4 protein-coding genes are annotated in these 24,052 nt (G+C 71.6%); 2 read left to right on the forward strand and 2 right to left on the reverse strand.

Features of this window, described 5'->3' with window-relative positions:
* Nucleotides 1-55: 55 nt before the first annotated feature.
* The gene (locus CGL27_RS43730; RefSeq protein WP_119993160.1) at nucleotides 56-20,605 is read right to left on the reverse strand and encodes a type I polyketide synthase; all 20,550 of its coding nucleotides are present in this window, start codon (nucleotides 20,603-20,605) and stop codon (nucleotides 56-58) included.
* Nucleotides 20,606-21,238: 633 nt separating this feature from the next.
* On the opposite strand from CGL27_RS43730, the gene CGL27_RS43735 reads away from it, so the two are divergent.
* Nucleotides 21,239-21,709: a nuclear transport factor 2 family protein gene (locus tag CGL27_RS43735; protein ID WP_119993161.1), complete on the forward strand. Its 471-nt coding sequence runs from the start codon at nucleotides 21,239-21,241 to the stop codon at nucleotides 21,707-21,709.
* A gap of 41 nt (nucleotides 21,710-21,750) precedes the next feature.
* Here CGL27_RS43735 and CGL27_RS43740 read toward each other — a convergent pair whose 3' ends face one another.
* Nucleotides 21,751-23,253: an FAD-dependent monooxygenase gene (locus CGL27_RS43740; RefSeq protein WP_162953204.1), complete on the reverse strand. Its 1,503-nt coding sequence runs from the start codon at nucleotides 23,251-23,253 to the stop codon at nucleotides 21,751-21,753.
* A 97-nt stretch (nucleotides 23,254-23,350) separates the two neighbouring features.
* Here CGL27_RS43740 and CGL27_RS43745 point away from each other — a divergent pair, with 97 nt between their 5' ends.
* Nucleotides 23,351-23,992 (forward strand): TetR/AcrR family transcriptional regulator, encoded by a 642-nt coding sequence (locus CGL27_RS43745; protein ID WP_205587845.1) that lies wholly within the window; start codon nucleotides 23,351-23,353, stop codon nucleotides 23,990-23,992.
* Nucleotides 23,993-24,052 lie beyond the last annotated feature (60 nt).

Raw genomic sequence — 24,052 nt, forward strand, 5'->3', positions numbered from 1 at the left:
GGACCTCGCCAAGAGCCTCGTGGGTGAAATCGGTGAGCGGAGACGAGACGGGGAATCAGTCCACGCCGAACTCCTGGTCGATGAAGGCGAACACGTCGTCGGCGTTCGCCGTGTCGAGTCGTTCGGTGACGGTTTCGCCGCCCGCGCCGACGGCCTCGATCTCGGCGACCTTGGTGGTCATCCGCTGGAGCCGCGAGGTGATCCGGGCGCGTTCGATCTTCTCCTTCGGCAGCGCCGCCAAATGTGCTTCCAGCCGCTCCAGCTCGGCCAGCACCGAGTCCACCGACGAGGTGTCGGTATGGCCGAGTTCGGTGCGGATACGGCGTGCCAGCACACTGGGCCGCGGGTGGTCGAACACCATCGTCGCGGGCAGCCTCAGCCCCGTGCTGGCATTGAGGCGGTTGCGCAGCTCCACCGCCGTCAGCGAGTCGAATCCGATCTCGCTGAACGGACGGTCCCCGGTGGCGTCGGCGCTCACGTGTCCGAGTACGGCCGCGGCCTCGGCCTGCACCAGCTCGGTGAGCAGCCGCTCCTGATCCTCGGGGCTCAGCCCGGCCAGCCGTGCGATCAGCTCCGTCTGTCCCGCGCCGCCCTCGTGTGTGTCCTCGGTCAGCAGGTCGATGACATCGGGCAGTCCCCGCAGCAGGGGCCGGAACCGGGCCATGGTGTAGCCGGGGGCGAACCGTTCCCAGTCGATGTCGGCCACCACACCGTGGGCGGTGCCGCTGCCCACGGTGTGTGCCATCGCCAGCGCCGCCAGCCGCGGGTCCATGGTCATCAGACCCGTACGGCGCCACTGCGCGCCCATCATCTCGTCGATCGTGCCAAGGCCACCGCCCCAGGCGCCCCACGCCACCGACGTGGCCGCCAGCCCCCGTGCGCGGCGACGCTGCGCCAGCCCGTCGAGGTAGGCGTTGCCGGCGGCGTAGGCGCTCTGGCCGCCGCTGCCCCAGGCCGCCGCTCCGGACGAGAACAGGACGAAGGCGTCCAACTCCCGCTCCCCCAACAGGTCGTCGAGATGCCGCGCACCGGCGATCTTCGCCTGGCCGATGTCGGCGAACTCGGCGAGTGTCATCTTCGACAGCGGCTTCTCCGGCAGCGCCAGCCCCGCGGCGTGGACCACGGCCGACAGTGGCGCGTCATCCGGGATCTCCGCGAGGACGGCCGCTAGCTGGTCCCGGTCGGTCACATCACACGCCGCGATGGTCACATCCGCGCCCAGTGCGGTCAGCTCGGCCTCCAGCTCCGCCGCGCCCGGCGCCTGCGCACCCTGACGGCTGAGCAGCACCACACGCCGGGCGCCGTGACCCGCGGCCCAACGGCCCACGTACGAACCGAGCCCGCCGGTGCCACCGGTGATCAGCACCGTGTCCCGTGGCTGCCACGCCGGTGCCGACGTCACCGGTTCGCGCCGCATCCGCCGGGCGAACACCCCCGACGCGCGCACCGCGACCTGGTCCTCCGCGTCCACTCCGGCAAGCACCGAGCACAACCGGACAAGGGCCGTCTCGTCCGGCGTTCGCGGCAGATCCACGATCCCGCCCCAGGTGGACGGCTGATCCAGCCCCTGCACCACGCCCATTCCCCAGGCCAGCGGCTGGAACTCGCTGGTCACCTCGGAGGGCTCACGCACGGCGACCGCGCCACGCGTCAGGCACCACAGGGGAGCGGCGAGCCCGATCTCCTCCACGGCCTGTATCAGCGCCATCGTGGCCGCCACGCCCCGGGAGAGCGTGCCGGGTTCGTAGCTCCGCTCGTCCCACGCCAGCAGGGACACCACTCCGGCGTACTCGTCATCGGAATCGGATATCCGCTCCCGCAGGCGCGCGGTCACCTCCGCCTGTTCCACCGTGTCGACCTCGACCACCACGGGATCGGCACCGTGCGCGGCCAGTGCGGCCACCACGTCCGTCACCGCGGCGTCGCTCGCCTGCGGTGAGGCCACGGCCACCAGCCACGCTCCCGGCAGTACGGGCGCCTCTCCGGTCGCCACCGGATCCCAGGCGATGCGATACGACCAGGTGTCCACGGTGGACTGGTCCTGATTGCGGCGCCGCCACGACGTCAACCCCGGCAGCACGGGCTCCAGCGTCTTCTCCTCGACGCCGAGTGAATCGGCCAGGGAGGCGAGGTCGCCCCGCTCCACGGCGTCCCAGAACACACCGTCGGCCACCGCCTCCGGTACCTCGGACGGCGTGAGCCAGTAGTGGTGGTGTTGGAAGGCGTAGGTGGGGAGGGGCGTGGGGCGGGGGTGGGTAGCGGAATAGAGGGCGGTCCAGTTGGGAGTGTGGCCGTGAGTGGTGAGGTGGGCGAGGTGGGTGAGGAAGCGGGTGGGGGTGTCGTCGTCGCGGCGGAGGGTGCCGGTGATGGTGGTGTTGGGGGTGTCGTTGGCTTCGAGGGTTTCTTGGATGGCGGTCGTGAGGACGGGGTGGGGGCTGATTTCGATGAAGGTGCGGTAGCCCTCATGGGCGAGGGCGGTGATGGCGGTGTGGAACTGCACGGTCTGGCGGAGGTTGCGGTACCAGTAGCCGCTGTCGACGGTGTCGGGTTCGATCCACTGTCCGGTGACGGTGGAGAGCCAGGGGATGGTGCCGGGCTCGGTCGTGGTGTCGGCCAGGGTCTGGTGGAGTTGGTTCTTGATGGTGTCGACGTGTCCGGTGTGGGAGGCGTAGTCGACGGGGATGATGCGGGCCCTGATGCCCTGGCCGGTGTAGTGGGTGTGGAGTTGGTGCAGGGCGTCGGTGTCGCCTGCGATGACGGTGGCGTTGGGGCTGTTGTGTGCGGCGATCCAGAGTTTGCCGTGCCACGGGGTGAGGGCTTCCTCGACCTGTTCCCGCGAGGTGAGGACGGACATCATGCCGCCGTGTCCGGCGAGGTGGTGGGCGATGGTCTGGCTGCGGAGGGTGACGATTTTGGCGGCGTTGGTGAGGGTGAGGTGTCCGGCGACGCAGGCGGCGGCGATTTCGCCTTGGGAGTGGCCGATGACGGCGTCGGGGTGGATGCCGGTGGATTGCCAGAGTGCGGCGAGGGAGACGACGACGGCGAAGGTGGCGGGCTGTACGACATCGACACGCTCGAGCGAAGGGGCGCCGGGAGCGCCGGTGATGACGTCGATGAGCGACCAGTCGGTATACGAGGAGAGGGCCTCGGCACATTCGTTCAAGCGAGCCGCGAAGACGGGGGAGGTGTCGAGGAGTTGGGCTCCCATGCCCACCCACTGGGCCCCCTGACCAGGGAAGACGAACACGGTCTTGCCGTCCGTCCCGGTCTGCCCGGTGACCAGGAGCGGGTCAGGCCGTCCCTCCGCCAGGGCGCGGGCGGTGGCGATGCCGTCTTCGGTGTCGGTGGCGAGGATGACCGCGCGGTGTTCCAACGCCGCCCGGGTGGTGGCCAGCGTCCAGCCCACGTCCACCGCATTCGGAGCGTCCCCGGATTCCAGGTGGCTGACCAGACGCTCGGCCTGGGCCCGCAGCGCCGCAGGGCTCTTGGCGGACAGCGCCCACGGCACCACGCCGCCCGTGGCCACCAGCCCAGGAGCGCCCGCGTCGCGCGCCTCCGTTGCGGGCACAGCCACCTCCGGCCCCTGCTCGAGGATCACGTGTGCGTTCGTCCCGCTGATGCCGAAGGAGGAGATTCCGGCGCGGCGGGGGTGTCCCGTCTCCGGCCAGGGCCGGGCCTCGGACAGCAGCGACACCGCGCCCGACGTCCAGTCGACCTTGGTGGTGGGTTCGCCGGCGTGCAGGGACCGCGGAAGCGTGCCATGCCGCATCGCCAGCACCATCTTGATGAGGCCCGCGATGCCCGCGGCGGCCTGGGTGTGCCCGATGTTGGACTTCAGCGAACCGAGCCACAGCGGTTCGTCCCCCGGCCGGTCCTGGCCGTAGGTGGCCAGGAGTGCCTGGGCCTCGATGGGGTCGCCGAGGGCGGTGCCGGTGCCGTGGGCCTCGACCGCGTCCACGTCGGCCACCGTCAGCCCGGCGTTCGCCAGCGCCTGCCGTATCACTCGCTGCTGGGAGGGTCCGTTGGGCGCGGTGAGGCCGTTGCTCGCGCCGTCCTGGTTCACCGCCGTGCCACGGATCACGGCCAGCACCTCGTGGCCGTTGCGGCGGGCGTCGGAGAGCCGTTCCAGCAACACCAGACCGATGCCCTCGCTGAAGGTGGTGCCGTCGGCGCCCTCGCTGAAGGACTTGCTGCGGCCATCCGGCGCGAGCCCGCGCTGGCGGGAGAAGCTGATGAAACCGCCGGGCTTGGCGATCACCGTCACGCCACCGGTGATGGCCATCGAGCACTCGCCCGCCCGCAGCGCCTGCACGGCCAGATGCAGCGCCACCAGCGACGACGAGCACGCCGTGTCCACCGTCACCGCGGGGCCTTCGAGGCCCAGCAGGTAGGCCACTCGGCCGGAGGCCACACTCGTGGTGCTGCCGGTCATCAGGTAGCCCTCCAACTCCGGCGGAGGGGCCTCGGAGTGGGCGATGTATCCCTGGTCGATGACCCCGGCGAACACCCCGATGGCCTGTCCGCGCACGGACACCGGGTCGATGCCCGCCCGCTCGAACAGCTCCCATGAGGTCTCGGCGAGCAGTCGCTGCTGCGGATCCATCGCCAGCGCCTCACGCGGCGAGATGCCGAAGAACTCGGCGTCGAAGTCGCCGGCGCCGGTGAGGAAACCGCCCTCGCGTACGTAGGACTTGCCCACGGCGTCCGGATCGAGGTCGAACAGCGTCTCCACGTCCCAGCCGCGGTCCGTGGGGAACGGGCCGATCGCGTCCCGGCCCTGGGACACCAGATCCCACAGTTCCCCGGGGCCGGTGACCTTGCCGGGCAGCCGGCAGTTCATCGACACGATGGCCACCGGGTCGTCCGCCGGGGCCACCGCGGAAGCGGGCGCCACCGCCGACGTCGACGGGGAGGCAGGGGCGGCCGTGTCTCCGGCCACCACGGACCGCAGATGCCCGGCCATCGCCTCCGGTGTCGCGTAGTCGAACACGACCGTCGCGGGCAGGCGCAGCCCGGTCGCGCCGGCGAGCCGGTTGCGCAGTTCCACCGCGATGAGCGAGTCGACCCCGATCTCGCTGAACGCGCGCCTGGCGTCCACGGCGTCCTTCCCGGCGTGCCCGAGCACGGTCGCCGTATGGTCCCGTACCAGGTCCAGCAGCAGCCGGTGCTGGTCGGCCTCGGACAGCGCCGCCAGCCGGGCCGTGAGACCACCTTCGCCGGATTGGCCCGCCGTGGACCGCAAGGTGCGCCGGGTCGGCCGGAGGAGGCCGGTGAGCAGCGGCGACACAGCGCCCGCGGCGGACTCGTGCGCGCCCGGGTCCAGCTTCGCCGGTACCACCAGGGACAGCCCCAGACCGAGCGCGGAGTCGAAGAGGCTCAGGGCGTGCTCGGTGGCCATCGGGCGGACGACACCGTGTTGGGTGCGATCCCGGTTGGCCGTGATCAGCGCGGCCGACAGGTCGCTGGTCTCCGCCCACAGGCCCCAGGCCAGTGACAGCCCGGCGAGCCCCGCCGCGCGCCGCCGCTGTACGAAGGCATCGAGGAAGGTGTTGGCGGCGGCGTAGTTGGCCTGACCCGCGTTCCCGAGGATTCCGGCGGCGGAGGAGTACACGGCGAAGAGGGCCAGGTCCTGGTCGCGGGTGAGGTCGTGCAGGTGGGTGACGGCGTCGACCTTGGGGCGGAAGACGGTGTCGATGCGGTCGGGGTCGAGTGTGGTGAGGGTGCCGTCGGCGAGGGCGCCGGCGGTGTGCACGATGCCGGTGAGGGGGTGGTCGGACGGGATGTCGGCGAGGAGCGCGGCGAGTTGGCCGCGGTCGGCGATATCGCAGGCGGTGATGCGTACCTGTGCGCCCAGTGCGGTCAGTTCGTCGTGGAGGTCGGCCGCGCCGGGGGCGTTCGGCCCCTGGCGGCTGGCGAGGACCAGGTTGCGCACGCCGTGGTGGGTGACGAGGTGGCGGGTGATGGCGGTACCGAGGGTGCCGGTGCCGCCGGTGATCAGTACGGTGCCCTCGGGGTCGGGGATGCGGGGGAGGGTGAGCACGATCTTGCCGGTGTGGCGGCCCTGGCTCATCCAGCGGAATGCGTCGGGGGCGCGGGTGATCTCCCACGGCCGGGTGGGCAGCGGAGGGATCAGGCCCTGCTCGAACAGGTCCACCAGCTCGACCAGCAGCTCCTGGACGCGGTCCGGCCCAGCGTCCGCGCCCAGGTCGAACGCGCGATATGTCCGGTCCGGATGGGACGCGCGCACCTCGTCCACGTCCCGGATGTCGGTGCGTCCCATCTCGATGAAACGGCCGCCGGGGGCCAGGAGCCCGAGGGAGGCATCGATGTGTTCGCCGGTGAGGGAGTTGAGGACGATGTCGGCGGTCGGGAAGGTGCGGGCGTAGGCGAGGTCGCGGCTGGAGGCGCGTCGTTCCGTGGGCACCCCGAGCTGTTCCAGGCTGTGGTGTTTGGCCGGGTGGGCGGTGGCGAGGACGGTGGCGCCGAAGTGGTGGGCGAGGTGTACGGCGGCCATGCCGACACCACCGGCGGCGGCGTGCACCAGCACCGTCTCACCCGGCTGGACATCGCCCAGATCCCGCAACGCGTACAACGCGGTGAGATAGGCGACCGGCACCCCGGCCGCAGCCGTGAACGACCAGCCGCGCGGCATCCGCACCACCGTCCGCCGGTCCGCCACCACCAGCGGCCCGAACGAACCGGGCAACATGCCCATCACGCGGTCGCCCACGGTCAGGTCCGCCACGCCCGGGCCGACCTCGGTCACCACGCCGGCGCCCTCGGTGCCGATCTCCGCCTCGTACATGCCGAGGGCGATGAGCACATCGCGGAAGTTCTGGCCGGCGGCGCGCACCGCGATCCGCACCTGGCCCGCCTCCAGCGGCGCCTCCGCCCGAGGATGGGGCACCAGGGCGAGGTTCTCCAGCGTGCCGTGTTCGGTGACGTCCAGATGCCACGCCACGGCCGCCGGGACCGCCAGTCCCGGGCGCGCTCGCACCAGGCGGGGCACCCACGCGGTTCCGCCACGCAGCGCGAGCTGGGGTTCCTCCGTAGCCAGCGCGGCGGTCAGGGCCTCGGCCGACCGGTCGTCGATGTCGATCACGCACACCCGGCCCGGGTGCTCGGCCTGCGCGGCGCGCACCAGGCCCCACACCGCGGCGGCGGCCGGGTCGGTGACCTCGGTGTCGTCATGCACTGCCATGCCACCCCGGGTGAGCAGCGTCAGGCGGCTGTCGGCGAGTCCGTCGTCGCTGATCAGACGCTGTATCGCGGCCAGTGCCCGGCCGGTCAGCTCACGGGCGCGCTCCGGTAGTTCGCCGTCCTCCGGCAGTCCGCCCTCGTCCGGCAGTCCGCCGTCCTGCGCGGCGTACGCCCGGGTGTCGGCGACGACCACCGGCGGCCACGTATCGTCGTCACGCACGGCCTCCAGCGCCGCCCACGCCACCTCGTCCCGGGCCAGGGGATGTTCGGTCCACTCCACGGTGAACTGGGAGTCCGCGGCGGACGTGGCCGATGTGGTGCGGAGCTGCTCCGCGGTGGTCTCCCTGAGCACCAGCGAGCCGACGGTCACCACGGGCACCCCGTGCGGATCGGTCGCGTGCAGGGACAGATTGTCCGGCCCGGTGGAGGTGACCCGCACCCGCAGGGCGGTGGCGCCGTCGGCGTGCAACTGCACGCCGTTCCAGGAGAACGGCAGATACGTCCCGCCGCCGGGCTCGTTGCCCGGGCAGAAGTTGCTCGCGTGCAGTGCCGCGTCCAGCAACGCCGGATGGATCCCGAAGCGGCCCGCGAGGTCGTGCTGGTCCTCGCCGAGGGTGATCTCGGCGAACACATCATCGCCGTGGGTCCACGCTGCGGTGAGCCCGCGGAACACCGGACCGTACTCGTAGCCTGCCTGGGCCAGGCGGTCGTAAAAGCCCTCCAGGACAACGGGCTCCGCCCCGGTGGGCGGCCACTGCCGCTCTGCCTCGACAGGAACGAGCGCGTGCGCGGACAGGACGCCGGACGCGTGCTCGACCCAGGGCTCGGACTCGTCGCCGCGGGAGTAGACACGCACCGCACGGCGCTCGTCGTCCTCGGCAGCGCCGACCAGGACCTGCACCTGAAGCGAGCCGTCCTCGGGGAGAAGCATCGGCTGGCCGAGGACCAGCTCCTCCAGCACCGGCGTGCCCGTCTCGTCCCCGGCCCGTACGGCCAGTTCCACGATCGCCGTACCCGGCACCAGGGCGACGCCGGACAGCATGTGGTCGGCCAGCCAGGACTGCGCCGACGGTGCCAGCCGCCCGGTGAGCAGCACCCCTCCGGTGTCCGGCACGCTGACCACGGCCCCCAGCAGCGGGTGCGCCGCGTCGCGCAATCCCACGGAGCCGACATCCCCGTGGTGGCCGGTGGCGGCCAGCCAGTAGTGCTGGTGCTGGAAGGGGTAGGTGGGCAGGGGGACTTGGGAGGGTGTGGTTCCGGCGTACGCGGTGGGCCAGTGGACCGGAATTCCGGCGGTGGAGAGCTCCGCGAGGCTTGTGAGGACGCGGTCGGCGGCGCCGTCGTCGCGGCGGAGGGTGCCGGTGATGGTGGCCCGGACCTCGGGGAGGGTTTCGGTGGTGTCCTGGATGGCGGTGGTCAGGACGGGGTGGGTGCTGACTTCGATGAAGGTGCGGTGGCCCTGGGTGAGGAGGGCTCGGGTGGCTTCTTCGAAGCGGACGGTGTCGCGGAGGTTGCGGTACCAGTAGTGGGCGTCGATGTGTGTGGGGTTGGTCCAGTCGGCGTCGACGGTGGACATCCAGGCGATGTGGCCGGGGGAGGCGGTGACGCCGTCGAGTATGTGGTGTAGCTGGTCTTTGATGGTGTCGACGTGTCCGGAGTGTCCGGCGAAGTCGACGCCGGGCAATTGCCAGCGGTAGACCTTGGCTTTGGAGAGGGTGATGCCGAATTCGGCGAGTGCGTCGGGGTCTCCGGAGACGGATACGGAGGCGGGGCCGTTGACGGCGGCGATCCACAGGTGTCCGTGCCAGGGAGCCAGTGTTTCTTGGACCCAGGTGTGGGGGGCGAGGACGGACATCATGGCGCCGTGTCCGGTGAGGTGGTGGGCGATGGTCTGGCTGCGGAGGGTGACGATTTTGGCGGCGTTGGTGAGGGTGAGGTGTCCGGCGACGCAGGCGGCGGCGATTTCGCCTTGGGAGTGGCCGATGACGGCGTCGGGGTGGATGCCGTTGGCCTGCCAGAGTGCGGCGAGGGAGACCATGATGGCGAAGGTGGTGGGCTGCAGGACATCGACACGGTCGAGCGAAGGGGCGTGGGGTGCGCCGGTGATGACGTCGATGAGGTTCCAGTCGGTGTAGGGGGCGAGGGCGTCGGCGCATTCGTGGAGGCGGGTGGCGAAGGCGGGTGAGGTGTCGAGGAGTTGGGCTCCCATGCCTTGCCATTGGGCGCCCTGGCCGGGGAAGACGAAGACGGTCTTGCCGTGGGTGGTGGCGTGGCCGGTGGTGAGGCGGGGGTGGGGTTGTCCGGTCGCGAGGGCGGTGAGGGCGGCTGTGGCGTCACCGCCCTCGGTGTCGGTGAGGATGATGGCGCGGTGGTCGTGGAGGGTGCGGGTGGTGGCCAGGGACCAGCCGATGTCGAGGGGGCGGTCGGTCACCCCGGATTCCAGTTGGTCCAGGAGCCGTTGAGCCTGATTGCGCAGGGCTGCGGCGGTCTTGGCGGACAGCACCCAGGGCACGCTCCCGCCGGTCGCCACGAGCCCTGGGGTGTCCATGCCGCCGTCCGCCTTCGGCGCGGCTTCGGGCTCGGTCTCGGACTGGGGCGCCTGCTCCAGGATGAGGTGGGCGTTGGTGCCGCTGATGCCGAAGGAGGAGATCCCGGCGCGGCGTGGGTGGCTCGTCTCCGGCCAGGGCCGGGCCTCCGTGAGCAGGGACACCGCGCCCTGGGACCAATCCACTTCCGGCGTGGGCTCGTCGGCGTACAGGGAGCGCGGAAGCGTACCGTTCCGCATCGCCAGCACCATCTTGATGACGCTGGACACGCCCGCCGCGGCCAGCGTGTGCCCGGTGTTCGACTTCAGCGAGCCGAGCCATACGGGCTCGTCCCCCGGCCGGTCCTGGCCGTAGGTGGCCAGCAGTGCCTGGGCTTCGATGGGGTCGCCGAGGGCGGTGCCGGTGCCGTGGGCTTCGACGGCGTCGATGTCGGTGGCCGACAGCCCGGCGTTCGCGAGTGCTTGCCGGATCACCCGCTGTTGGGAAGGTCCGTTGGGGGCGGTGAGGCCGTTGCTGGCGCCGTCCTGGTTGACCGCCGTACCGCGGATCACGGCCAGCACCTCGTGACCGTTGCGGCGGGCGTCGGAGAGCCGCTCCAGCAGCAGTACCCCGACACCCTCACTGAAGGTGGTGCCGTCGGCACCCGCGCCGAACGCCTTGCACAGGCCGTCCGGCGCCAGGCCACGCTGGCGCGAGAACTCCACGAACGCCGACGGCCGCCCCATCACCGTGGCACCCCCGGCCAGCGCCATCGAGCACTCGCCCTGGCGCAGCGCCTGTACGGCCCAGTGCATGGCCACCAGTGAGGAGGAGCACGCCGTGTCCACCGTCACCGCCGGGCCCTCCAGGCCCAGCACATAGGCCACCCGGCCGGAGGCGACACTCGTTGCCGAGCCGGTGAGCATATAGCCCTCAAGGTCCTCGGGAGCGGGCCCGCTCCGCACGCCGTAGTCCTGGTTGATGACGCCGGCGAACACGCCGATGTCGCCGCCTCCCACCGTCGTCGGGTCCATGCCCGCCCGCTCGAACACCTCCCAGCAGGCTTCCAGGAACAGCCGTTGCTGCGGGTCCATCGCCAGCGCCTCACGTGGCGAGATGCCGAAGAAGTCCGCGTCGAAACCGGCCGCGTCCTCGAGGAACCCGCCGCGCAGCACATAGGAGGTGCCACTCCGGTCCGGGTCGGCGTCGAACAGCGCCTCCAAGTCCCAGCCCCGGTCGCGGGGGAAGTCGGTGATGCCGTCGCGCTCTTCGAGCAGCAGGTTCCAGAGCCCGTCCGGGTCGGTCACCCCGCCCGGCAGACGGCAGCTCATCGCCACTACGGCGATCGGCTCGTCAGCGGCGGCGCGCACGGTCACCGGGGCCGCCGCGGCGGGTGCCGGGCCGCCGCCCAGCTCGGTATGGAACAGCTCGGTGAGAAGAGCCGGAGTGGGGTGGTCGAAGAGCAACGTGGCGGGGAGCCGCAGCCCGGTCGCCGCATTCAGCCGGTTGCGCAGTTCGACCGCCGTCAGCGAGTCGAAACCCATCTCCTTGAACGCCACGGTCGGCTCGATCGCCTCAGGACCGGCGTGGCCGAGGACCACCGCGGCCTCCGCCCGCACCAGGTTGAGCAGGAACTCCCGCTGCCCGGCGGGGGACAGCCCGGCCAGCTGCCCCGACAGACCACCGGCCGCCGGGGCCGCGGTGCGCGCGGTGCGGCGCGCCGGACGGGCAAGACCGCGCAGCAGCGGCGACAACTCGGCGTCCGGCGCGCGCAGGGCGGTGAGGTCGATCTTCGCGGCCACCAGCGCGGGCCGCCCGGACCGCAACCCGGTGTCGAACACCCGCAGCGCCTCGGCGTTGTCCATGCCCAGCACCCCCGCCCGCCGTGTGCGGCGTACGTCGGTGGCGTCCATCGTCGAGGTGAGCGTGCTGGTGTCGCTCCACAGCCCCCACGCCAGCGAAGTGGCGGGCCGGTGGCGGGCGTGCCGCCACTGGGCGAAGGCGTCGAGGAAGGCGTTGGCGGCGGCGTAGTTGGCCTGACCCGCGTTGCCGAGCGTTCCGGCGGCGGACGAGTAGATGACGAACGCGGCCAGGTCCTGGTCGCGGGTGAGGTCGTGGAGGTGGGTGACGGCGTCGACCTTGGGGCGGAAGACGGTGTCGAGGCGGTCCGGGGTGAGCGCGGTCAGGACACCGTCGTCCAGGGCGCCGGCGGTGTGGATCACGGCGGTGAGGGGGTGGGCGGCCGGGATGTCGGCGAGGAGCGCGGCGAGTTGGTCGCGGTCGGCGGTGTCGCAGGCGGTTATGCGGACGGTGGCGCCGAGTTCGGTGAGTTCGGTGGTGAGATCGGTGGCGCCGGGGGCGTCGGGACCCTGACGGCTGATGAGGAGCAACTGGCGTGCGCCGTGTTGGGTGACGACGTGGCGGGCGATGGTGGCGCCCAGGGTTCCGGTGCCACCGGTGATCAGGACGGTGCCGTCCGGGTCCAGGGCTCGGGGGAGGGTGAGCACGATCTTGCCGGTGTGCCGCCCCTGGCTCATCCACCGGAAGGCCGTCGGCGCCTGGGTGACGTCCCAGTGCCGTATCGGAAGCGGCTCGATCCGGCCCGCCTCGAACAGTTCCACCAGCTCCGCGAGCAGCTCCCGGATCCGGTCAGGGCCCGCGTCACCTCCCAGGTCGAACGCCTGATAACCCACACCGGGATGCGCTGCGGCGACCGAGGCGGGATCGCGGATGTCGTTCTTGCCCATCTCCACGAACCGGCCACCCGTGCCGAGCAGCCCCAGCGAGGCGTCCACATACTCGCCGGTGAGGGAGTTCAGCACCACATCCAGCGCGGGAAACGCCGAGGCGAAACCGAGGTCGCGGCTGGACGCCAGATGCCCCTCCGGCACCCCCAACGCGGTCAGCACATGGTGCTTCGACGGGTGGGCGGTGGCGTACACGGTGGCGCCGAAATGCCGCGCCAACTGGACGGCGGCCATGCCCACACCGCCCGCGGCAGCGTGCACCAGCACCGTCTCACCCGGCTGGACATTGCCCAGGTCCCGCAGCCCGTACAGCGCCGTCAGATAGGCCACCGGCACCCCGGCGGCCGTGGCGTACGACCAGCCCTCGGGAATCGGCGCGACCGTGCGCGCGTCCGCGATGGCCAGCGGGCCGAACGAGCGCGGGAACAGGCCCATCACCCGGTCGCCCACCGCCAGGCCCTCGACCCCGGGCCCGACCTCGGTCACCACACCGGCACCCTCGCCGCCCAGACCCTCCTGACCCGCCACGCCGCCGAGCGCGACGAGTACGTCCCGGAAGTTCTGACCGGCGGCGCGGACCTCGATCCGGACCTGACCGGTGGCCAGCGGCGCGGTGGCCTCCGGATCCGGCCGCAGCACCAGGTTCTCCAGACTGCCCTTCTCCGAGACGTCGAGGTACCAGTGCTCGTGCGCGGGTACGGCGAGACCCTGCGGCGACCGCACCAGACGAGGCACCCACAGCAGCCCACGGCGCAGCGCCACCTGCGGTTCGCCGGACGCCACCGCCTTGGGCAGCGCCCCCCGCGACACGTCGTCGGTGTCCACCAGGGCGATCCGGCCCGGGTGTTCGGACTGGGCGGAGCGGACCAGGCCCCAGATCGCGGCGGCGGCCGGATCGGTGACCTCCGCGGTGTCGTGCACGGACACCGCCCCACGGGTGAGCAACACGAGCCGGACGTCGGCGAGTTCGGGTCGGCCGACCCACCGCTGCACCAGGTCCAGCGCGCGGGCGGCCAGATCCCGGGCCCGCGCGGGCTGGCCGGTGTCCCCGGCGGCCCAGGCCGCGGTGTCGGCGACCACGGCCCCGGGCCGGTCCCCTCCCGCGATGAGAGCGTCCACGTGGGCGTCCGCGTCGGCGTGGGCATCGCCGAGGGTGGCCCAGGAAACCTCGGTCCCCAGGGCAGTGGGGTGCTCGGTCCAGTCCAGCGTGAACAGCGCATCAGCGGACCGACCGGCACCGCCGGAAGCGGCGGCGAGCTGCTCGGGACTGATCGCCCGGAGCACCAGGGAGTCCACCGAGGCGACAGGGGAGCCGGTGCTGTCGAACAAGCTGATCGTGAACGAGTCCGTGCCGGTGGCGCGGGCGCGCACACGGACGGCCGTGGCTCCCGCCGCCAGCAGCCGTACGCCGTTCCACACGAAGGGGAGGAGCGTTTGGCCCGGGGCCGGAGGCACACAGAAGTTGCTCGCGTGCAACGCGGCGTCCAGCAGCGCCGGATGGATACCGAACCGGCCGGCGACGTCCGTCTGCTCCTCCGGCAGCGCGGCCTCCGCGAACACCTCGCCATCGCGCTTCCAGACCGCCTTCAGTCCGCGGAAGGCGGGCCCGTACTCATACCCGGCCTGGGCGAGGTCGTCGTAGAAGTCATCCAGAGCGATCGGCTCGACACCGGGCGGCGGCCACTCGGGCATGCCGTTCTCCATGCCGCCCTCGGCCGAACCGTCCGGCTGCGTGGCGAGTGTGCCCGAGGCGTGCTCCAGCCATTCCTGTTCCTGGGCCGCCTCGGGGCGAGAGTAGATCCGCACCCCTCGGCGCCCGTCCTCCACGCCGCCGACCAGTACCTGGACATGTAGTGCACCGTCTTCGGGCAGTGTCATCGGCTGGCCGATGACCAGCTCTTCCAGGGTGGGGGTATCGGTCTCGTCTCCGGCGCGGATGGCGAGTTCGGCCATTGCGGTGCCCGGCAGCAGCACCGTTCCGGAGACGGCGTGGTCGGCCAGCCAGGGGTGGGTGGCCACCGACAGTTGCCCGGTGAGCAGCACACCCCCGGTGTCGGGCACGCTCACCACGGCCCCGGCCAGCGGGTGGCCCGTGCCCTGGAGGCCCACGGCACTCACATCGCCTGCGTTGGTGTTGCGGGGGAGCCAGTAGTGGTGGTGTTGGAAGGGGTAGGTGGGGAGGGGGATGCGGGTGGGTTGGGTGCCTGTGAAGAGGGTGGGCCAGTTGACTGGTGTTCCGTTGGTGGTGAGGTGGGCGAGGTTGGTGAGGAGGCGGGTGGGGGTGTCGTCGTCGCGGCGGAGGGTGCCGGTGATGGTGGTGTGGGGTGTGTCGTTGGCTTCGAGGGTTTCTTGGATGGCGGTGGTGAGGACGGGGTGGGGGCTGATTTCGATATAGGTGCGGTAGCCCTGGTCGGCGAGGGTGGTGATGGTGGCGTCGAACTGCACGGTCTGGCGCAGGTTCCGGTACCAGTAGCTGTCGCCGACCGTGCTGGGCTCGATCCACTGTCCGTCGACCGTGGAGAGCCAGGGGATGGTGCCGGGCTCGAGGGTGACGCCGTCGAGTACGTCTTGTAGCTGGTTTTTGATGGTGTCGACGTGTCCGGTGTGGGAGGCGTAGTCGACGGGGATGATGCGGGCTCTGATGCCCTGGTCGGTGTAGTGGGTGTGGAGTTGGTGCAGGGCGTCGGTGTCGCCTGCGATGACGGTGGCGTTGGGGCTGTTGTGTGCGGCGATCCAGAGTTTGCCGTGCCAGTTGGTGAGGTCGATGGTGTCGGCGGGGGTGGCGAGGGACATCATGCCGCCGTGTCCGGCGAGGTGAGCGGCGATGGTCTGGCTGCGGAGGGTGACGATTTTGGCGGCGTTGGTGAGGGTGAGGTGTCCGGCGACGCAGGCGGCGGCGATTTCGCCTTGGGAGTGGCCGATGACGGCGTCGGGGTGGATGCCCACGGATTGCCAGAGTGCGGCGAGGGAGACGACGACGGCGAAGGTGGCGGGCTGTACGACATCGACACGGTCGAGCGAGGGAGCGTCGGGCGTGCCGGTGATGACGTCGATCAGCGACCAGTCGGTGTACGGGGCCAGGGCATCAGCGCACTCGCGCAGCCGGGCGGCGAAGACGGGGGAAGTGTCGAGGAGCTGTGCCCCCATCCCCACCCACTGAGCGCCTTGGCCGGGGAAGACGAACACGGTTTTGCCGTCTGTTCCGGTCTGTCCGGTGACCAGGAGCGGGTCAGGCCGCCCCTCCGCCAGAGCCCGCGCCGTCGCCATGCCCCCTTCGGTATCCGTGGCCAGGATGACCGCGCGGTGATCGAGGGTGGCCCGGGTGGTGGCCAGTGACCAGCCCACGTCCACCGCACGCGGAGCATCCCCCGATTCCAGATGGCTGACCAGACGCTCCGCCTGAGCCCGCAGCGCCGCAGGAGTCTTACCAGACAGTACCCACGGCACCACGCCGCCCGTGGCCACGAGCCCAGGAGCGCCCGCCTCGTCTACGTCTACTTCGGGTGCAGCCGCTTCCAGGGGTGCCTGTTCCAGGACCACGTGTGCGTTCGTCCCGCTGACGCCGAAGGAGGAGATTCCGGCGCGGCGGGGGTGTCCCGTCTCCGGCCAGGGCCGGGCCTCGGACAGCAGCGACACCGCACCTGACGTCCAGTCGACCTTGCTGGTGGGCTCGTCGGCGTGCAGCGTTTTGGGCAGTACGCCGTGCCGCATGGCCAGCACCATCTTGATGACACCGGCCGCGCCCGCCGCCGCCTGCGCATGCCCGATGTTCGACTTCAACGACCCCAGCCACAGCGGCTGATCCTCCGGCCGCTCCTGCCCGTAGGTGGCCAGGAGTGCCTGGGCCTCGATCGGGTCGCCGAGACTCGTGCCCGTGCCGTGGGCCTCGACCGCGTCCACATCGGCCACCGTCAGTCCGGCGTTCGCCAGCGCCTGCCGGATCACCCGTTCCTGGGACGGGCCGTTGGGCGCGGTCAGGCCGTTGCTGGCGCCGTCCTGGTTCACGGCGGTGCCACGGACGACGGCGAGCACCTCATGCCCATTGCGGCGGGCTTCGGACAGCCGCTCCAGCAACACCAACCCGACACCCTCGGACCAGTTGGTGCCGTCGGCGCCCTCCGCGAAGGACTTGCAGCGGCCGTCGGGGGCGAGGCCACGCTGGCGGGAGAACTCGATGAACGACGTCGGCCTGCTCATCACCGCGACACCCCCGGCGAGCGCCAGCGAGCATTCGCCCGTGCGCACCGCCTGAACCGCCAGGTGCAGCGCCACCAGGGAGGACGAGCAGGCGGTGTCCACGGTCACCGCGGGCCCGGTCAGCCCCAGTGCGTAGGCCACCCGCCCGGAGACGACGCTCCCCGCGCTGCCCACGCCGAGATGCCCCTCCAGGCCCTCCGCCGCCGTCCCGGCGTCGGCCCCGTAATCGTGGTACATCACTCCGCTGAACACACCGACGTCGGTGCCGTGCAGTGAACCCGGGTCGATTCCGGCGTTCTCGAAGGTCTCCCACGCGGTCTCCAGCAGCAACCGCTGCTGCGGGTCCATTGCCAGCGCCTCACGGGGCGAGATGCCGAAGAATGCGGCGTCGAATCCGCCCGCGTCGGTGAGGAAACCGCCCTCGCGCACATAGGACTTGCCTACGGAGTCCGGGTCGGAGTCGAAGAGCCCGGCCAGGTCCCAGCCCCGGTCCTCCGGGAACCTGGCGATCGCGTCCCGCCCGTCGGCCACCAACCGCCACAGGTCCTCGGGCGTCGCGACCTCGCCCGGCAGGTGGCAGCCCATCGCCACGATCGCCACCGGCTCGTCGGACACGCCGCGCGCTCGCACCGGCGCCTGCACGCCTCGCCTCCCGGTGATCTCCCGCACCAGATGCCGCGCCAGCCCGGCGGGAGTCGGATGGTCGAAGACCACCGTGGCGGCGAGCCGTGCCCCGGTGGCCGCGTTCAGCCGGTTCCTCAGCGCGACCGCGGTCAGTGAGGTGAAGCCGAACGCGCTGAACGCCTGGCCTGCCTCGACCGGGTCGGCCGAGGCCAGCCCCAACGTCGCCGCGGCGTGCTCGCGCACCAGCGCCAGCGCCATGCGCTGTCGGCCGGACTCGCTCTCGGCGGCCAGCCGCCGCCGGAACTCCGCGACGGCGGGTTCGTCCGATGCCGGTACGCCGGACGGCGCGTCCACCAGATGACGCAGCACCGCGGGCACCGGCTCGCCACCCGGCAGCCCCGTCGTGCTCGGCCTGAGCAGCACGAGTGGCCCCTGACCAGCCGTCAGCGCCGCGTCGAACAGGGCCAGCGCCTCGGGCAGGGGAACGGCACCGGCCACCGGCGCCGTGCCATGCTCGCCCGGCAGCGGGCCCCAGGCCAGAGCCAGCCCGCCAAGGCCAAGCGCCCGGCGCCGCCGCACCAGGGCTTCGCCGAACTGGTCGGCGGCCGCCCGGTCCGGGCGGCCCGGCGAGCCCAGCACCCCGGCGGCGGAGGTGACGACGACGAACAGCGCCGGGGCGGCCCCCCGGGTCCGTTCTTCCAGGTGTGTCATGGCGCGCAGTGACGTGTCGAGCGACCGTTCCGGGCTCGGCTCCTCGATGTGTACGGCAGCGGTCACCGGCCGGTCCTGTGAGTCCAGCACCGAGTCCAGCGCCGTCCGGTCGGCCGGGTCGCATACGGCCATCGAGACCTGGGCCCCGTCCCGCGCCAACTCGGTCCGCAACGGGGCCGCCGCCTCTTCCGGCAGGCCATTCGCGCTGAGCAGCAGCAGGTTACGGGCGCCGTACGCGGTCACCAGATGGCGGGCCAGCGCGGTGCCGCGGGTGGTGTCGCCACCGGTGATCACGACCAGTCCGCCCGCATCCAGGGCTGGGGCGGGCCCCGGCTCCGCGGGGACCGAGATCCGGGTCAGGCGCGGGACCAGCAGTACTCCGCCACGGATCGCCGCCTGGTCGTGCCCGCCCTGGACGGCCCGCAACAGCGCGGCCTCCCGACCGTCCTCCCCGTCTCCGGCCCCGTCCCCGTCTCCGGCCACGTCCAGGTCCACGTCCACCAGCGTCAGTCGGCCGGGGTAGGCGGCCTGCAGCGAGCGCACCACACCCCACAGCGCGGCCGACAGCGGCTCCGGTGCGTCCTCCTCGGCGCCGGTGGCCACCGCGCCCGTGGTGGCCACCACGAACGTCGTCCCGGCCAGCCGGTCGTCGGCCAGCCAGGCGCCAAGGCGGGCCGCCAGCCGGTCGGCGCGCTCGCCAACCGTGACCCCGGCCTCGTCAGAGGCCCCGGTCTCATCCGGGAGGCCCGCCACCGGAGGCGCCACCACGACCACATCCGGGGCCGCACCGTCATCTCCAGCGAGGTCGGTCACGGGGTCGGTCGCGGGGTCGGCCACGAGATCGGCCCCGGAGCCTGCCACAAGACCGGCCACGGAGTCGGCCACCGGCTCGCCCACCACCCGCGCGTCCACTCCGGCCGCCCGCAGCCCCACCGCGAGCCCGAGCGCGTCGGCGTCCGCCAGTGCCCAGGTACCGGTCCCGGCCGGGGCGTCCGGCAGCGCGGACTGCGGCACCCAATCCAGTCGCAGCAGCGAGTCGTACTGGCCGTCTCCGGCGGCCCGCAGTCGTGCGGGCAGCTCCAGCAGTACGTGCCGGGTGATCTTCCCCGAGGCGGTGCGCGGCACCCGCGCGATCTCGTAGATCTCCTCCGGGACCTTGAAGTACGACAGCCGCTCGCGACACGTGGCCAGCAGCGCCGACGGGTCGAAGCCGTCCGGGCCGGGCACCACGAAGGCCACCGGAACCTCGCCGAGCACCGCATGCGGCTTGCCCACCACGGCCGCGTCCGCCACACCGGGCACGGTGCGCAGCACGGCCTCGACCTCACCGGGGTGGATGTTCTCCCCGGCCCGGATGACGAGTTCCTTGATCCGGCCGGTCACCGTGCAGAATCCGGCCTCGTCGCGGCGGCCGAGGTCCCCGGTGCGGTACCAGCCGTCGCGCAGCGCCGAGGCCGTCGCCTCCGGCTGGTTGTGGTACCCGGCCATGATGTTCGGCCCGGACACCCAGAACTCGCCTTCCCGCCCGGCCGGAACGTCGACACCGGTGTCCGGGTCCACCAGCCGCACCGTCAGCCCCGGCACCGGCAGCCCGCACGACCCCTCGACCCGCGGGCCGGTGGGCCAGTTCACCGCGATCGCGCCACAGGTCTCGGTGGAGCCGTAGGCGTCGACGAGTGGCACTCCGAAGGCGGTCTCGAACGACCTGACCAGGTCCGCCGTGGCCACCGCCCCGCCCACGAGCGCGATCCGCAGCTCGGGCGTGGCGAAGTCGCGCTCGCGGGCCGCCTCGATCAGGTGGTGGTAGAGCGTCGGCACTCCGGCGATGAAGGTCGACCGCTCCTCACGCAGTGCGTCCAGCACATCGGCCGTCGACACCCCGTCCACGATCCGGGTGCTGGCCCCGACGGCGGTGGCCGCCAGCAGACACACGATGTGCGAAAGGCTGTGGAACAGCGGCAGCGGCCACAGCACGCGGTCCTCGGCGGTCAGCCCCGTCACGGGTACGTAGCAGGCGGCCAGGGACCACAGGCAGTTCCGCTGTGTGGACAGCACGCCTTTCGGCAGGCCCGTGGTGCCCGAGGTGTAGAGCATCCAGGTGATTTCGTCCAGGCCCAGGTCGTCGCGGGCTGCCAGCTGCGGCTCCGTGTCCGGCAGCGGCTCGAACGCGATGAAGCCCTTCGGCAGCGGGCCGTCCCCGCTGACCACCACCCTCAGCTCCGGGAACTGTTCCCGCAGCCGGTCGAACTGGTCGGCGTGGGCGACATCGGTGAGCACCAGCCGGGCGCCGCTGTCGGCGAGCAGATAGGAGAGTTCCGCATCGGTCGAACGCGGGTTGACCGGCACCGCCACGCCGTTCGCCCGCAGGACGCCGAAGTAACTCTCCACCATCTCGACGCGGTTGCCCAGGCAGATCATGGCGCGGTCGCCGGGGTGCAGCCGCAGCCCGGCGAGATGACCGGCCAGCCGCCGGGTACGGCGTTCGAGTTCGGCATGGCTGACCGTGCGGTGTCCGTCGGAACAGGCCGGCTTGTCACCGAAGCGATCCGCGTTGGCCCGGAGCAGTTCGGGCACCGGCCGGATCAGGTCAGTCCGTAGCATGCCGCCACACCTCTCGGTTCGAAGCAGGGCGCGCGGGAGGAGCGACCGACCCGCGCGGGATCGCCCCTTGCGCGGGACAGCCGCGCTCCGGTTGCGCGGCCCAAGGGAAAGAAGGCCCGGGAGAGAAAGCTCGAACGAGCTTGAGAAAGCTCGCTGCTGTTGTTGTGATTCTTGTTCCGGCAGCGAGCGGGCCGTCCCCTAAACATCCCCCTCATTCCCCCTGACCACGGCGGCGGCAGCGGCTGACAGCGGGAACAAGGGGTCTTCGGCCGCTCCGGCCGCCCGATGGCGTGCGGCGGCCACGTCGCCTCGTCCGGCGGATTTACGGTGGATCGGGCACACGGTTCCGGTACGACACGACCCAGGCCGGCGCACCGGGATCGCTACCACCACGAGCAGGGCCTGACCACACACCGCTGGACGAGCGAGGAGATCTTCCCCCCGACCTGCTGGAGACATGACCGGCCGGGGTCGGCTCACCCCTGGCCGTGCCCAACTGCCCTCCATAAGGCCGTCGGTGTGCCGCCTGGGTGCGGTGCTCCTAGGCGGCGTTCGGCCTGGTCGGCGGTCTTCGACCGGTCCAGACTCGGTCGGGCAGGACAGATCCCCACCCATGGACGAAAGAGGCCCGTCATGACAGCGACAGCCGACTACGACAGCCTGGCCCGCCGGCTGCAGGCCCTGGAGGACAAGGAAGCCCTGCGCGCCCTCATGATCCGCGGATGGCGTGCGCTGGACCGCAAGGACTGGCAGACCTGGATCGAATGCTGGGCCGAGGACGCGGTGCTGGAGTTCGGGCCGTGGGAGAAGATCCACGGAAAAGAGGCGGTCCGGGCCAAGGTGGAGGAGGTGGAAGCACCCTACGCGAGCATGCAGCATCACATCCTCAACATGCACGTCGACGTGGCGGGCGACCGGGCGACGGGGATCGGCTACATGTGGTTCGTCGCCGTCACCGCGCCCGGGAGCACCTCCTCTCCCTACTCCATGGGCGGCCCTTACGACTGGGAATTCCGCCGGGGCCCGGACGGCTGGCTCCTGGTCCGCCAACGGCTCGGCGTCTGGTGGACCGACGGCGAGGACACTCTGAGGGCCTTCGCGTAGGCGTCCTCTTTGTCACCCCGCTCAGCGCATTGTCACCCGGCTCAGCGCACCCTCGCGAGGTCGCCGGTGAGCGCGGCCAGCAGGGTGTCGCCGCAGGCGGCGGAGGTGTCCGTGGCCCAGCAGACATAGCCGTCGGGACGGATGAGCAGGGCGGCGGCGCCCATGTCGGCGGCGCATGTGGCGCGGACGAGGTCGACTCGTGGCGGGAGCGGGAGGTCGGCCGGGACGGCTCCGGTCAGATCGAGCAGGACGGCGTGCCCGGAGCCGAAGAGCGTCGACAGCCGGGTGGTGCCGGTTTCGGTCACCAGATCGGCGTCCGGTATGCGCTGTCCGGTGAGCGGGTGATCGCCGGGCAGGTCGTAGCGCAGCGAGAGGCCGGACATCAGCCCCGCGAGATGGCGGTTGGTGTCGGGCAGGCGCAGCAGGTCGGTGAAGATGTCGCGCAGGGCGGCCACGTCCTCGCTCGGGTTCGAAACCGCCAGGACGCGCTGCGCCGAGGTGTGATGCAGGACCTGGGCCGCGACTGGATGCCGTTCGGCGTGATAGCTGTCCAGCAAGCCGTTCGGCGCCCGGTCCTGGAGGACCGCGGCCAGTTTCCACCCGAGGTTGAGCGCGTCCTGTACGCCGAGGTTGAGGCCCTGGCCGCCCAGTGGCGGGTGGATATGCGCGGCGTCCCCGGCGAAGAGGACACGGCCCGTGCGGTAGTGCTCCAGTTGTCGCGTGGCGTCGGAGAACCGCGAGGAGTTGTCCACGGCGCCGAGGGTGGTCTCAGGGCCGTACACGGCCTGCAGCGCGGCCGCGATCTCCTCGTGGGTGACGGAGGTGTCGCGTGCGGTGTCCGCCTGGTCCGCGTGCCCGAAGGTGAACCGGTACCGGTCGCCGCCGAGAGGGACCAGCATGGACCAGTAGCCGCGCGCATGACGGGTCAGGGTGCTCATATGCCCCATCTGCCGCGGCACCAGCGAGGAAACGGCGGATAGACGGATATCGGCCAGCACCGCCGGATGCGTTCCGGCCCTGCCGGGAAACGGCAGCCCGAGCAGTTTGCGCACCGTACTGTGGCCGCCGTCGCACGCCACCAGATAGTGAGCCCGCGCCCGCAGGCCGTCCGCCGTGACGACCATACCGTCGTCCTCCGGCGCGACCGCTGAGACGGCGGTGCCGCGCAGCACCCGCGCGCCGGCGGCGGTCGCCCGCTCTTCGAGCACCTCCTCGATCTCCCACTGAGGGATCCCGATCGGGAAGGGGTGCTCGGTCCGCCAGGGGGCGCAGTCCAAGGGCACGGGCAGGGCCGCGAAATGGCCGCCCACCGGATCACGCGCAATGGCCCGCCGCAGCAGCGGCTCCAGCAGGCCGCGGGACTCCAGCAGCTCGGCGGTGCGGGGCTGAATCGTGCCGCCCTTCACCTGCTGGATCCGCTGGGGCAGCTTCTCCAGCACCAGGGTCTCGACCCCGGCCAGAGCCAGTTCGTACGCCAGCATCAGTCCGGTCGGGCCCGCACCCGCGACAACGACCTCGGTCGTGCTCTCCGTCAACACCGTCACTCCATCTCATCTCAACGCTCTGACTCGGCTCACTCAGGATAAATATATACCCGGTGCAGAAATTTACCAGGGGCAGTTTTCTGCTACCGTGGACGCCGTGGACGGCAAGCCAGGGCTACGGGAACGAAAGAAGCAGCGGACCCACGCGGCGATCTCCGACGCGGCGATCTCGCTGTTTCTCGAACACGGCTTCAACCAGGTCTCGGTGGCCCAAGTGGCCGAAGCGGCCGAGGTGTCCAAGCGCACCCTTTTCGCCTACTTCCCGACGAAGGAAGACCTCGTGGTGCACCGCCTGGCGGACCACGAGACCGAATCCGCACGCGTCGTGCGGGCCCGCCCGCCCCGTACCGCCCCGCTGACCGCACTGCGCGAGCACTTCCTCAAGGGGCTGCGCGAGCGGGATCCGATCACCGGGCTCAACGACCAGCCCGAGGTACGCAGGCTCCACCGCATGATCCTCGACGCGCCCTCGCTGGTGGCCCGGATGGCAGGGTTCAAGACCGGCGCCGAGCGCGCACTGACTGAGGCACTGCGGGAAACGGCGGACACTCCGGAACTCACCGCGCGGCTCGCCGCCGTCCAAATCGTCGCGGTCCACTGGGCGTTGGCGCAGGACAACGCCGAACGCCTGGCGTACGGGGAGCCGGCCGACGAGCGCTATGCGGGTGCGGTGGCCGACATGGAACACGCCTTCGCCCTGCTGGAGAACGGATTGCGGCACCTGCCCCCGCGACAGTGAACCTGCCCCGCAACAGTGAGCCTGCCCCCGCGACAGTGACTCGCCAGGCCCCCGGCCGCT

Source organism: Streptomyces sp. 11-1-2 (assembly GCF_003595545.1).
GTDB classification, from domain to species: domain Bacteria; phylum Actinomycetota; class Actinomycetes; order Streptomycetales; family Streptomycetaceae; genus Streptomyces; species Streptomyces hygroscopicus_B.

What these genes read in the sequence shown, in the direction of transcription:
- CGL27_RS43730 (WP_119993160.1), bottom strand. Translation starts at nt 20,605, where the DNA reads ATGCTACGGACTGACCTGATCCGGCCGGTGCCCGAACTGCTCCGGGCC.
- CGL27_RS43735 (WP_119993161.1), top strand. Translation starts at nt 21,239, where the DNA reads ATGACAGCGACAGCCGACTACGACAGCCTGGCCCGCCGGCTGCAGGCC.